Consider the following 14025-nt stretch of genomic DNA (forward strand, 5'->3'; position numbering starts at 1 on the left):
ATGCCAAAACGTCTAGATATAAAATCCATTTTAGTTATCGGTTCAGGTCCAATTGTAATTGGGCAAGCCGCAGAATTTGATTACGCAGGTACGCAAGCTTGTCTATCTTTAAAAGAAGAGGGCTATCGTGTCATATTAATCAACTCTAACCCAGCAACCATTATGACGGATACAGAGATTGCCGATAAAGTATATATCGAACCGCTATCTTTAGAATTTGTTTCACGTATTTTACGTAAGGAACGTCCAGATGCTATTTTACCAACATTAGGTGGTCAAACGGGCTTGAATATGGCAATTGAATTAGATAACTCAGGCATTTTAGAAGAGTTACATATCGAAATTCTAGGTACAAAACTAGATGCAATCAATCAAGCAGAAGATCGTGATTTATTCCGTAGCTTAATGTACGAACTAGACGTTCCAACGCCGGAATCAGATATTATTCATAATATCGAAGAAGCACATAACTTTGTGAACCGTATTGGCTATCCAGTAATCGTTCGTCCTGCATTCACTTTAGGTGGTACAGGCGGTGGTATTTGCAATAATGTACAAGAATTAGAGGAAATTGTAGCATCAGGTTTAAAATACAGTCCAGTAACACAATGTTTACTTGAAAAATCAATCGCTGGTTTCAAGGAAATTGAGTATGAAGTGATGCGTGATTCAAATGACAACGCTATCGTCGTATGTAACATGGAAAATGTTGACCCTGTCGGTATTCATACAGGTGACTCGATTGTAGTAGCGCCTTCTCAAACATTATCAGACCGCGAATATCATATGTTACGTAATGTATCATTAAAAATTATTCGTGCACTAGGTATTGAAGGTGGTTGTAATGTGCAACTTGCATTAGATCCATATAGCTTTAACTATTATATTATTGAAGTAAATCCACGTGTATCACGTTCATCAGCTCTAGCATCAAAAGCAACAGGTTACCCAATCGCTAAGCTTGCTGCTAAAATTGCCATAGGACTTAATCTAGATGAAATGATGAACCCAGTAACAGGTAAAACCTATGCTTGCTTTGAACCAGCATTGGATTATGTAGTTGCTAAAATTCCACGCTGGCCTTTCGATAAATTCGAAAACGCCAAACGTAATCTTGGTACGCAAATGAAAGCCACAGGTGAAGTAATGGCTATGGGGCGTAATTTTGAAGAAGCGATTTTAAAAGCGGTGCGTTCTTTAGAAACAGGTCATCAACATATAGAAATGAAATACCCTGAAACATTGACAGATGAATGGATTGAAAAACGGATCCGTAAAGCGGGTGATGAACGTCTATTCTTCTTAGGTGAAGCATTGCGCAGAGGCGTGACAATTGAACAAATTCATGAATGGTCAGCTATTGACTTATTCTTCTTAAATAAATTTAAAAACATCGTAGACTATGAAGCGGTATTACAAGCAAAACCATATGACGAAGAAGTAACGCGTCATGCCAAACGTATTGGATTTGCTGATGCAACAATCGCCAAACTTTGGAATACGACGGATATGGATGTATATGACTTCCGTAAAAAAGCAGGAATCATCCCCGTGTATAAAATGGTTGATACATGTGCGGCGGAATTCGAATCAGAAACACCTTATTTTTATGGTACGTATGAAGAAGAAAATGAATCAATTCGCTCGGAACGTGAATCAGTAATTGTTCTTGGTTCAGGTCCAATTCGTATCGGACAAGGTGTCGAATTTGACTATGCAACAGTCCACTCGGTATGGGCAATTCAAGAAGCAGGTTATGAAGCGATCATCATCAACTCCAATCCGGAAACAGTATCAACTGATTTCTCCATCTCAGATAAATTATACTTCGAACCACTAACAATCGAAGATGTTATGCATATTATCGACTTGGAACAACCGATGGGCGTTGTCGTTCAATTTGGCGGGCAAACAGCAATTAATCTTGCAGATAAACTAGAAGCGCGTGGCGTGAAAATTCTTGGAACATCATTGGATGCCATTGATCGTGCCGAGTCACGTGATCGTTTTGAAGAAGCATTACATGTCATCGGCATTCCTCAACCATTAGGTAAAACAGCGATAAACACGAAGGATGCAGTAGCAATTGCAGAGAAAATTGGTTATCCGGTACTAGTTAGACCTTCGTATGTACTTGGTGGACGCGCGATGGAAATTGTTTATGCAACAGAAGAATTAGAATATTATATGGAAAATGCAGTAGAAGCATCTCCAGAACATCCGGTCTTAGTCGATCGTTACTTAACGGGTGTAGAAATTGAAGTAGACGCAATTTGTGACGGCACAAATGTCTGTATCCCAGGTATTATGGAACATATCGAACGCGCAGGTGTCCACTCTGGTGACTCCATCGCTGTTTATCCGCCACAAAATCTGTCACAAAAACATATCGATACATTAGTTGATTACACGACTCGCTTAGCAATTGGACTAGAAATTAAAGGTCTAATGAATATTCAATATGTTATTTCAGAAGATGAAGTGTATGTAATCGAAGTGAATCCACGTGCTTCTCGTACAGTACCATTTTTAAGTAAAATCACGAATATTCCAATGGCGAATGTAGCGACAAAAGCAATTTTAGGTCAATCTATTATTGCCCAAGGCTTCCCGACAGGGTTAGCGCCAATTAAACAAGGTGTCTTTGTAAAAGTACCAGTATTCAGCTTCGCAAAACTGCGTCGTGTTGATACCACATTAGGACCTGAGATGAAATCAACAGGCGAAGTTATGGGGAAAGATAGCACGTTAGAAAAAGCATTGTACAAAGGTTTTGTAGCAGCTGGCATGAAAATTGAAGATCATGGTTCAGTATTGATGACGGTATCTGATAAAGATAAGGAAGAAGCAATCGCCTTAGCACGTCGATTCACAAATATTGGCTACAGTATTCTAGCGACACCAGGTACAGCTAAATCACTTGCGGCTGTTGGTATTCAAGCACAAATTGTCGGTAAAATTGGCGAGAGTAGCCCAACATTACTTGATGTTATTCAAAATGGTAATGCTCAACTGGTCATTAATACAATTACTAAAGGTAAACAACCAGCGCGTGATGGCTTCAGAATTCGTCGTGAATCAGTGGAAAATGGTGTCGCTTGTTTAACATCTTTAGACACGGCAGAAGCGATTTTACGTGTCATTGAATCAATGACATTTACAGCAGAGGAAATGCCAAAAGCGGAGGTGCACTAAATGATCCAACAAGAACAAATGAAAGTCGTTCATCATAAGCAAATTGCAGATGATATTTTCGAACTAACACTTATTGGCCAACTGTCATTGGCGATGAAACAACCAGGGCAATTTGTCCATATTCGTGTGGCAGATGCATATGAGCCCTCATTAAGAAGACCAATCAGTATTGCAGAAATTGATCATGATGCTATGCAATTCAAAATGATTTATCGCGCAGGCGGACTTGGCACGAATTTATTGTCAAAGAAAAAAGTTGGCGACGAAGTAGATGTTCTTGGTCCTTTAGGCAACGGTTTTCCGGTTGAAGAAGCATTACCGGGAAGTACCGCCTTATTAGTAGGTGGTGGTATTGGTGTGCCACCTCTTTATGAGTTAGCTAAAAGATTGAACGAGCGTGGAGTGAAGACGATCCATGTACTTGGTTTTCAATCACAAGCAAATGTTTTTTACGAGGATAAATTTAAAGCGTTAGGTGAGACATTCATCGTTACCGCGGACGGCACATATGGCTATAAAGGCTTTGTGACAGATGTTATTAGTGAAGTGGAGCCTGTATTTGATATTTTTTATAGCTGTGGACCGATGCCAATGCTAGGTGCACTAGAAAAAGCAATTCCAGATAAAAAAGGATTTCTATCATTTGAAGAACGTATGGGCTGTGGTATCGGAGCGTGCTATGCATGTGTGTGCGATACTACAGACGGCGATTATAAAAAAGTATGTGCAGATGGACCCGTGTTTCCGAGAGGAGTTGTCGTATTGTGAGTAATCGATTACAGGTTGAACTACCAGGGCTATCATTAAAAAATCCAATTATGCCCGCATCAGGTTGTTTTGGCTTCGGTCAAGATTACGCAAAGTTATATGATTTATCTGTCCTTGGCTCGATTATGATTAAAGCAACAACATTAGAAAAACGTCGCGGTAATCCGACGCCAAGAGTTGCAGAAACATCTGCTGGTATGTTGAATGCTATCGGACTTCAAAATCCAGGACTAGAGCATGTTCTAAGTCATGAGTTACCCTGGTTAGCACAATACGATATCCCAATTATCGCAAATGTGGCAGGTACTGAAACGGAAGATTATGTAGAGGTTGCACGCCAAATTTCACAGGCACCGAATGTTCATGCTTTAGAGCTCAATATATCTTGTCCTAATGTGAAATGTGGCGGTATCCAATTTGGTACAGATCCACAAACAGCAAAAGAGTTAACCGCGGCTGTCAAAGCAGTTTCAAGCGTTCCTGTCTACGTGAAATTATCTCCGAATGTGACGAGCATCGTTGATATTGCTAAAGCAGTTGAAGAAGGTGGAGCGGATGGGATTACGATGATCAACACATTAGTTGGCATGCGTTTACATCAAAAGACAGGGAAACCAGTTATCGCTAATGGTACCGGCGGCTTGTCAGGTCCAGCTGTAAAACCAGTGGCATTGCGTATGGTTTATGAAGTGAGTCAAGCGGTTAAGATTCCGATTATTGGCATGGGTGGTATCGCGAATGTAGATGACGTCGTTGATTTCCTATCAGCTGGTGCTAGTGCAGTTGCAATCGGTACTGCTAACTTCGTCGACCACTTTGTATGCCCTACTATTATTGAACAATTACCAGCAAAATTAGATGAATTAGGTTATGACAATATTACAGATCTAATCGGAAGGAGCCATCGTTAAATGAATACACAGCCAATTATTGCACTCGATTTTTCTAGTAAAAAGGAAGTGTTCGCATTTTTAACCCAATTTAATGAGCCTCTTTTCGTAAAGGTAGGAATGGAGCTTTATTTGCAAGAAGGTCCTTCAATTATTAAAGAAATCAAAGCAATGGGTCATGCAATTTTCTTGGATTTAAAACTACATGATATACCAAACACTGTGAAATCAGCTATGCGTGGCTTAGCAAAACTTGGTGTCGATTTAATTAATGTGCATGCAGCAGGTGGTTCTCGTATGATGACCGCTGCTTTAGAAGGGTTAGAAGAAGGTACGGTAGCAGGTCAAAGGCGCCCTGCATTAATTGCTGTGACGCAACTTACTTCAACTACGGAAGAGCAAATGCAGCAGGAGCAAAATATTATGACGAGCCTGGATGCATCTGTTATTAACTATGCCATACTTGCAAAAAATGCTGGCTTAGATGGAGTAGTGTGCTCCGTATTAGAAGCACATGATATTGAAAAAGCTTGTGGCAAAGCTTTTTTGAAAGTAACGCCAGGTATTCGCTTAGTAGGTGGAGAAGCACATGATCAAAAGCGTGTAGCAACACCAAACTTTGCGAAGGAACAAGGAGCTACTCAAATTGTTGTCGGACGCGCAATTGTCCAAGCAGAAAATCCAGTAGTGGCATATCACACAGTAGAGCAACTTTGGGGAGGAAATCAATAATGGCCATTTCACACGATGTAGCAAAAGGAATGTTAGAAGCAGGAGCAGTAGAGTTACGTCCCAATGATTTATTTACTTGGGCGTCGGGGATTAAGTCACCAATCTATTGTGATACGCGTTTGACAATTTCATATCCAATCGTTCGTAAAACAATCGCTAAAGGCTTAGCGCTATTAATCCAAGAGAAATTTCCAACATGTGAAGTAGTAGCAGGTACAGCAACAGCAGGTATCCCACATGCAGCTTGGGTTGCAGACCTCTTAGAACAGCCAATGGTCTATGTGCGCTCTGCACCAAAAGGTCATGGACGTGGCAAGCAAACGGAAGGTAAACTTACAGCTGGAGCTAAAGTAGTCGTAATTGAGGACATCGTATCGACAGGTGGATCTTCCATCAATGCAGTAGAAGCATTGACACGCGAAGGTGCTGAGGTATTAGGTGTAGTATCAGTTTACTCATATTTATTGCCAGCTGCGATTGAAAACTTTAAAAAATCAGGTGTTCCCTATTATAGCCTCTCAGATTTTGAAGCATTAGTAGAAGCTGCTGAAGAGACAGGTACGATTAGTGAAAAAGACATTCCAGGGTTATTATCTTGGTATGATGCATTAAAGGCAGGAACATTAAAATAATGACAAATAACTCGACATCCATTGCGGATGCCGAGTTATTTTTTGATCATAATTCCCTAATTTTTACACAACAGTGACAACTTTCGCAACACGTTTGTATAAAGTATCTTTTTGTGGAAAAAAAGATTAAGATGAAGTTAGTATTTATTGAATCGTAAGGAGTGTTTAATCAATGTCATCAACATCTCAAGAAGTAAAATTGAAAAATCTACGTACAGCTAGAATATTATGGTTGTTTTTAGGGTTTTTTGGCGGTCATAAAATCTATTTAAATCGTATTAGTAGTGCACTTGTGTACATGATCTTAACGAGTTGGACATTAATTTATTTAGCGGTTTACCTTGGTCTACCAACCCTAATAATTGTCTTAACGATGTGGATTATAGATGGTGTGAAATTGAAAAAAATGGTCGAAGTTGAAAATGAATTAATCATAAACTACGAAGAGTAATAAAAAACGATACACTCCACTTGTTGGAGGTATCGTTTTTTTCTCTTTGTTAACGAAATTTTTCATTTAAAGAAATATATTTGCACAATAACAGTAAATTGTATATACTCAATACCAAGCTTTAGGCTAGGAATTTAATTATAGTGAAAATGAGGTTTTACATCATGTCGAATTTTACCATAGATGCTCAAACAACGATTCATCAAGTCGTATTAAAAGTATTAGATTTACAAAGTCAAATTGACTTTTATGAACAAGTAGTAGGGCTTACGCTAGCTAGTAAAACAGAGAATAGTGCTCTATTAGCCACTGCACAAGATGGAGAAATTATTATAGAACTACATAGCACAGCAGAGAAAAACCAACCAGCAAAAGGAACAGGTTTATTTCATTTAGCGTTGTTATTACCATCAAGAAAGGCATTTGCAACAAAATTTTTTGATATTATACGTAGTAAAAAAGTTATTAATAGTCCAGAGGAACAGGCTGTTCATTTTCCTCATACTGAAAAAATTTTACCAATTGCTCGTTTAGATAGAGCGAGCGATCATGGATATAGTGAAGCATTCTACATATTTGATATTGAAGGGAATGGCATTGAGTTTTATGCGGATCGACCGCAACAAGAATGGTCATCATATCCAAGTGGAAGTGAGCCACTAAATATAGCAGAATTAGCAGCAATAGCTGATTATACTAGTGATGGAAAACTGCCTTCTACAACAACAATTGGACATATTCATCTACGCGTTGATAAAATAGAGGAAACGGTTTATTTCTATCATGAAGTTCTTGGTTTCGAAAAGAAACAGGTTTTGGAAGATGTGTTTTTTGTCTCAGCAGGTGACTATCATCATCATATTGCAGGCAATACTTGGTCAGGAGAAAATATCGCCTATCCACTAGGTATCCACACAGGTTTGAAAAATATTAAGATTAAATTGCCAACGGAAGAGGCCTATGAACAATTGAAAAATCATGTAAAACAATTTATACCAATGCAAGATATTGGTGACTGTTTTATCGTTGAAGATCCTAGTAAAAATCAAATTATGTTCATAAAAGACTAAAAAGAGTTGCTAGGTGCCGCACCCCAAAAGTTAGAGGAAAAACTAACTTTTGAGGTGCTTTTTTATCATCAACTATAGGTTCTGTTGCAAAGTTTTATTTATATAATGAAATATTAACTAGTGGTTATAGGGGATGTAGGATGACTCATTATAAAGGGAAATAGTTTAAGCAAGAGATACTCCTAGTACCGTAGGTTATTGCCTTAGGTAACGGAATGTTTCAGGAATTCTAAAAGAACATAAAATAGATGTCTAACATACAGCTGTCTACTGTTGATTCCAAGAATAGAGCCAGCTGATTGATTGCTTGTGGAAAAAGCCTAATCGCATGTGGAGAGGTTCCTGGCGCTATCAACATAATACATGGGTAAAAAGAGTAAATTAGAACAAGATTTTTTAAAGAATATTCCGTAAAGCAATAGGTGCAGACAATGTGGCGATGGAGAATTTCTTTGGCTTATTAAAATAGGAAATGTATTACGGAGAAAAATTAGTCTCATATGATATATTAAAAGAAAAAATTACAAAGTATAGCCACTCGTATAATAACGCATGTATTGAACACAAATTAGCTGCATAAATAAAACGCTAACTTTAAAAAAATCATTCTTTTTTATTATAAATTTATGTAGTGGATTTCAGTGATATCAAGTGTTTTACGACCTATATTCGAATTATATGACATAAGTTTTAAGAAAAATAATTAAATATAAGTATTAAAAGTTATATATTTGTAAATAAGGGGTATTATATTTAAGAAGTTGGAAAAGAGAGGTGGGAAAACCACTGAATACTCGAAAGAAATTCCCTCATTTGAGTCGCTTTCTCTCGGAAGAACAACTATTGTTCTATAATCGAAGAAGAAAACGCCCTTTGAGAGCCTATTTTTCGTGGTTAATCCTTGGCTTTTTGGGACTTCATCGGTTTTACGTAGATTGGTCATGGAGTGGCTTGATGATGCTACTGTTTTGTATGACCGGTATACTATTCATTTTTACACCAGTAGGGAAAATAATTTTATTCATTTTGTTAATATGGTGGATAATCGACGCAATAAGACTCCCAAAAATGATTAAAATGGAAAATGAACAATTAGAGAAAAAGCTGTAAAGCAAATTTCGACTCGTATTCAACGTCTATTGAACTCATCCATGGGCGAACATGGATGAGTATTTTTTTATACATTACAAAGGGGTGATTCCAATGATTTATGAACAATTAATTACTGTTTTTTTAGGCATACATAAAGATATACTTGTGGCTGGAGTGGAAGGTTCTGGAGCAGTTTCAAAACAAGACGCATATTCAGATTTAGATATTACTTTTTTAACGACAGATTGTGAAAAATACTTGCGAGATGACAAGTGGCTCGATTATTTTGGTGTGCGTATGATCATGCAAAAACCGGGACCGATTGATTTGATAAATGGCCATCAAATTCATCCGTTTTTAATGGTATTTAAAGATGGAGGACGAATCGACTTAAAGGTGGGAAGTGTGGATGCATTAGACGCTTATTTACAATGGGAGTCGTCCATTCAAATTATTCATGATGTGCATCAGTTAGTTTTAGATGCACCGACACCTACCGAAGAAAGCTTTTATATTCAACAACCTAGCGAACAACAGTTTACTGCATGTGTCAATGAATTTTTCTGGCTCGCTCCCTATGTATTGAAAGGTATTGTGAGAAAGCAATTCATGTATGTGGCAAAGCACTTACAATGGATGCGTGAGGAACTGATTCAAATCATTAGTTGGTCCATCGGAGAAGCAAATCACTACGCGGTGAATTTAGGCAATGCAGAAAAGTATTTGGAAGACTATATGAACAGTCGTGATTGGAATATGTTGACAATGACGTATCGTATGAGCAATTATGATGAACAACAAGAAAGTTTGTTATTGCTGCTTGAGTTATTCGATCGTTATGCACCCAAATTAGCGGTGCGACTAGATTATCGATATGCTCATGAAGATGGTGTGCAAGTTATCAATTATATTTCTACAAAAATTGAAGCAATTTAACGATAAAATCATATAAACCTTGGTCAAAATTAACAGGAATACCGCGTTTATATATGCGATAAGAGGCTAGAAACCGATCATCTAATCTATACAAATGCAAAACAAAAAGGAAATTACCTTAGGTAATTTCCTTTTTGTTTTGCATCGGCTACCTATGTGGTAAAGCCTCTTTGTTAAGAGTGGACTTATGTTTTTTGCAGTTTCATCACAAGATCCTCATCTGGTGTCACAAAGACTGTTTTCTGTTCAAAATAGATGACGAAACCAGGTTTTGCTCCACTCGGTTTCTTGACATGTTTTGCGAGTGTGTAGTCGACGGGAACAGAGGATGAATCACGTGCCTTACTATAGTATGCCGATAATGTTGCTGCTTCTAAAATGGTTTGTTCATCCGGATCATCTGAATGAATGACGACATGTGAACCTGGAATATCCTTTGTATGCAACCAGGTTTCCCATTTACGAGCGATTTTAAAAGTAAGGAAATCATTTTGTTTATTATTTTTACCGACAGATATAGCAATCCCAGTTGAAGAAACGTAATGCTCTGGGGTTGGTTTAGTTGGTTTTTTACGACGTTTTGATTTTTTTAAACGCATATAACCTTGCTCAGCTAACTCTTCACGGATTTCTTCAATATCTGCAGGTGATGCCTGTTCAACCTGTTGATGTAACATATCAAAGTATTGTAAATCATCTTCAGTTATTTGAATTTGTTCCTCCACTTTAATAAGTGCATTTTTAAACTTATTGTATTTTGAATAATAGCTTTGCGCATTTTCGATAGGTGTTTTACGTTCGCTCAAAGGGATTGTTATTTTTTCACCTGTTTCACTGTAATAGTTATCCACAGTAACAGAAGATGCCCCTTTTTCAAAATTATATAGATTAGCCATTAATAACTCACCTTTTAGTTGATATTCTTCAAGGTTTTGAGCGCGTTTTAAATCTTGGCCGAGTTTTTTTAGTTTTAACTTTAATTTGTTGGTCTCACCTTGTAGCCAACTTTCTAAGTCGCCGGCTTGTTGTTTGACACGGTCACGTTCTGCACGTGCAAAAAATACGCGATCAAGCAATAAACTTAAATTATCATAAATCGTTTTCTTCTCATCATAGCTATGCAAATCAATTGGAGAGAAAATAATTTTCCGCCCTTTTTCTATATAGGTTGGCTGTGTTCCACCTGTCAAGAATTCAGCGATAAATTGTTTGAAAATATGTGCAGCATTGACTTTTTGCTCTGTTGCTCTGGTAAGTAGTTCTGTCGCATGTAATGGTGAAAAGCCGATGAAATGATTCATAATATCTTGTGAATCACGCATGTCATTAAAAAACAATTGAAGTTCTTCATCGCTTACGGTAATAGGATTTAGTTTATCCTGTTTAGGTGGAGATACATAAAGTGAACCAGGTAGAACGGTTCTATAACTATTTACGGCGGGGGACAAATGTTTAAGACTGTCGACAATTTTTTTTGTCGCATCATCAACCATGATTAAATTACTATGTCTTCCCATTATTTCGGCATATAAAATACGGCGAATTGGATCTCCAATTTCATCTTTACTAGCGATGGCTATTTTAATGATTCGATCGGCATCTAATTGCTCGATTGATTCGATAAAACCACCGTCAATATGTTTACGTAACAAAGAGCAAAACATGGGTGGCTCTTGTGGGTTGTCGATTGTTTGCTCTGTTAAGTGAACGCGTGCATAGTTAGGATTAATGGAGAATAGGAGGCGGTGATTAGCACCGTTAGCACGGATTGTCATAATAATCTCCTGAGCATTGGGTTGATGAATCTTACCAATTCTACCTGAAACGAGCTGTTGAAGCTCCTTTGTCATTGCAATTGTAAATAAACCATCATAAGCCATAATTAATTCCTCTTTCAAAAACGTTTTTGTTCTTTCTATTTTAACATTGATTGTGTAATAAAAGCTTTTGAAACAATTAGAAATAATCTTGCTATAACTTTTTTATGCTTCATAAACGAGATATTCAATAGACGCAATTAAAGAAACATTAGCGATCTATTCTTGCTTTACAGCACATTATAATCGTAAGAAATAGGTTATTTATTTTTTGCTAGCAGATTAATGCACCAAACTAAAGATGTAAAAGTATGGCCTACAAAAAAATAGAATTAGAAAATCGCTAGGTAAAATGAAATAATTTTTTGTGAGGGGGTAAATGATAAAAGAAATAGCCTTCGAGAAGTAAAAAAATTCGCGTAGTAAAAGTAAGAGAGAGGTCGCTACTAGCATGTATTTTCGTATATATTAGCTGAAGAAAAGTATGAAAAAAACAATTCATCGATAAATGAACGAGCCAAAGGAAATCTTCATATGGTATAATTAATCTATTATGCAAAGAAGGATGTGACTGACCTTGGTGCGTAGTATGACTGGTTTTGGTAGGGGTGTCACAACGACTGAAAATTTCCAGCTAACGATTGAGATTCGAGCGGTGAATCACCGTTTTTTAGAGGTCTCTTCAAAATTCCCGAAAGAATGGATGGAGGCAGAAGTTTTAACAAAAAAACTTTTGGCAAAATTATTTTCTCGTGGCAAGTTAGATGTTTCGGTTCATGTGAAGAAAAATGAGCAGTTAGCACAGACGGTTAAAGTGAATTGGCCATTAGTGGAGGCGTATAAAGAAGCGAGAACGAAGCTTAGCAGCCGCGTTCCAGTAACGCCAGAGTGGTCGATGCAAGAGCTAATTTCACTTGACGATGCGTTAATCGTTGAAGTAGTAGAAATTCCAAGAGAAGAAATATTACGTGCAGTTGAAGAAGCAGTTACACAAGCAGCAGTCAATTTGATTGATATGAGAGTACGTGAAGGTCAGGAATTGTATGAAGTAGTGATAGGTTTTAAAATGGAGTTAGAGCAGCAAATAGCAATAATTCACAGCGTTTCACAACAGGCAGTTGAAAAGTATCGTGACAAGCTCCTGCAAAGAATGCAGGATATTTCTTCTATTGAAGAATTGGAAGGCCGTGTTATTACGGAAGTTGCATTGTTTGCGGAAAGAGCGGATATTGCAGAGGAGCTAGATCGTCTAGCGAGTCACTTTAGTCAGCTAGATGAAACGATGGGTGATGAGCAGTCCATTGGTAGAAAATTAGATTTTTTATTGCAGGAAATTCATCGCGAAATAAATACAATTGGTTCGAAAAATCAATCGTCAGTTGCATCGATAGCTGTTATTCATGCAAAATCAGTGCTTGAAAAAATGCGAGAACAGATTCAAAATATTGAATAATTGTTCTAAAAGAAGTATAATTAATTATTTGTAACGATGAGGGAGACAAAATGAGAAAAGAACGTGGATTACTGATTGTTTTATCAGGACCTTCAGGTGTCGGTAAAGGCACTGTAAGGAAGGAACTATTTTCACAACCAGATACGAATTATGAATATTCCATCTCCATGACGACGCGTAAAGCACGCGAAGGTGAAGTGGATGGAGTCGACTATTTCTTTAAAGAAAAAGAAGCATTTGAACAATTGATTGAGCAAGAAAAGTTACTAGAATATGCTCAATATGTTGGGAATTATTATGGTACACCAATCGATTACGTCAATGAAACACTTGATGCTGGTCGTGACGTTTTCTTGGAAATTGAAGTGCAGGGTGCTTCACAAATTCGTGAAAAAGCTCCAGACGGTCTTTTCATATTCCTTGCACCACCAAGTCTTTCGGAGCTACAAAGTCGTTTAGTCGGCCGCGGCACAGAGACAGAGGATGTAATTGCCACTCGTATCGAAGCTGCTAACAAGGAACTTGAGATGATGAATTTATATGATTATGTCGTTGAAAATGATGAAGTGCAGCTTGCCTGTGATCGTATAAATTCAATCGTTGTAGCGGAGCATTGTCGCCGCGAAAGAGTTGAAAAACAATATCTAGCTATGTTGAAGGGAGAATAATCTAACTATGTTATATCCATCAGTTGATGCATTAAAAGTGAAAATCGATTCAAAATATTCTTTAGTGAGCCTTGCATCTAAACGTGCACGTGCTATGCAAGAAGGTAGCTCAGAGCGCCTTTCTTCTTACGTTTCTCATAAAAACGTTGGGAAAGCTCTTGAAGAAGTAGCTGCAGGCGTTTTAATTCAAGAAAAACAAGACGAATCAGCTATTTACGAAGACGAAGTTTAATTTTCGGAATCGACGGAGCTCCCAAAGAATTTTTTCTTTGGGAGCTTATTGTATATATAAATGACTAAGTCATACGAAACAAGCTGCTT

At 37.5% G+C, this 14025-nt stretch carries 13 protein-coding genes; 12 read left to right on the forward strand and 1 reads right to left on the reverse strand.

What is annotated here, in order from left to right:
- From carB to DEX24_RS00655, 9 genes are all read left to right on the forward strand, one after another.
- Positions 1-3195, forward strand: a complete 3195-nt coding sequence (carB, locus tag DEX24_RS00615) for a carbamoyl-phosphate synthase large subunit (protein WP_109304457.1) — start codon at positions 1-3, stop codon at positions 3193-3195.
- Positions 3196-3963: a dihydroorotate dehydrogenase electron transfer subunit gene (locus DEX24_RS00620; protein ID WP_109304458.1), complete on the forward strand. Its 768-nt coding sequence runs from the start codon at positions 3196-3198 to the stop codon at positions 3961-3963.
- Positions 3960-4874 carry a dihydroorotate dehydrogenase gene (locus tag DEX24_RS00625; protein ID WP_281288145.1) on the forward strand — a complete coding sequence of 305 codons (915 nt, stop codon included), beginning with the start codon at positions 3960-3962 and terminating at the stop codon, positions 4872-4874. The genes DEX24_RS00620 and DEX24_RS00625 overlap by 4 nt, the downstream gene beginning before the upstream one ends.
- The gene (pyrF, locus tag DEX24_RS00630) at positions 4875-5585 is read left to right on the forward strand and encodes an orotidine-5'-phosphate decarboxylase (RefSeq protein ID WP_109304460.1); all 711 of its coding nucleotides are present in this window, start codon (positions 4875-4877) and stop codon (positions 5583-5585) included.
- A complete protein-coding gene (pyrE, locus tag DEX24_RS00635; RefSeq protein ID WP_109304461.1) occupies positions 5585-6217 on the forward strand; it encodes an orotate phosphoribosyltransferase in 633 nt (210 codons plus the stop codon). The genes pyrF and pyrE overlap by 1 nt, the downstream gene beginning before the upstream one ends.
- Before the next feature lie 172 nt (positions 6218-6389).
- Complete coding sequence (locus DEX24_RS00640; protein WP_109304462.1) at positions 6390-6668, forward strand: NINE protein; 279 nt, start codon at positions 6390-6392, stop codon at positions 6666-6668.
- 164 nt (positions 6669-6832) lie between these two features.
- Complete coding sequence (locus DEX24_RS00645) at positions 6833-7738, forward strand: VOC family protein (protein ID WP_109304463.1); 906 nt, start codon at positions 6833-6835, stop codon at positions 7736-7738.
- 774 nt (positions 7739-8512) lie between these two features.
- Positions 8513-8848: a TM2 domain-containing protein gene (locus DEX24_RS17795; RefSeq protein WP_109304464.1), complete on the forward strand. Its 336-nt coding sequence runs from the start codon at positions 8513-8515 to the stop codon at positions 8846-8848.
- 93 nt (positions 8849-8941) lie between these two features.
- Positions 8942-9766 carry an aminoglycoside 6-adenylyltransferase gene (locus DEX24_RS00655; protein ID WP_170112799.1) on the forward strand — a complete coding sequence of 275 codons (825 nt, stop codon included), beginning with the start codon at positions 8942-8944 and terminating at the stop codon, positions 9764-9766.
- Between the two features lie 185 nt (positions 9767-9951).
- Here the strand turns inward: DEX24_RS00655 and DEX24_RS00660 are convergent, their stop codons facing one another.
- Entirely contained in the window at positions 9952-11646 is a 1695-nt protein-coding gene (locus tag DEX24_RS00660) for an Rqc2 family fibronectin-binding protein (RefSeq protein WP_109304466.1), read from the reverse strand.
- A 526-nt stretch (positions 11647-12172) separates the two neighbouring features.
- On the opposite strand from DEX24_RS00660, the gene DEX24_RS00665 reads away from it, so the two are divergent.
- Genes DEX24_RS00665 through rpoZ form a run of 3 tightly spaced genes read left to right on the forward strand, consistent with a single transcriptional unit; the run spans position 12173 to position 13936 of the window.
- The gene (locus DEX24_RS00665; protein WP_307725557.1) at positions 12173-13036 is read left to right on the forward strand and encodes a YicC/YloC family endoribonuclease; all 864 of its coding nucleotides are present in this window, start codon (positions 12173-12175) and stop codon (positions 13034-13036) included.
- A 50-nt stretch (positions 13037-13086) separates the two neighbouring features.
- On the forward strand, positions 13087-13704 hold the full coding sequence (gene gmk / locus DEX24_RS00670) for a guanylate kinase (RefSeq protein WP_109304468.1): 618 nt from the start codon (positions 13087-13089) through the stop codon (positions 13702-13704).
- A 7-nt stretch (positions 13705-13711) separates the two neighbouring features.
- A complete protein-coding gene (gene rpoZ / locus DEX24_RS00675) occupies positions 13712-13936 on the forward strand; it encodes a DNA-directed RNA polymerase subunit omega (RefSeq protein WP_109304469.1) in 225 nt (74 codons plus the stop codon).
- The last annotated feature ends 89 nt before the right edge of the window (positions 13937-14025 follow it).

Origin of the sequence: Kurthia sibirica, assembly GCF_003143975.1 — a bacterium.
GTDB lineage: Bacteria > Bacillota > Bacilli > Bacillales_A > Planococcaceae > Kurthia > Kurthia sibirica.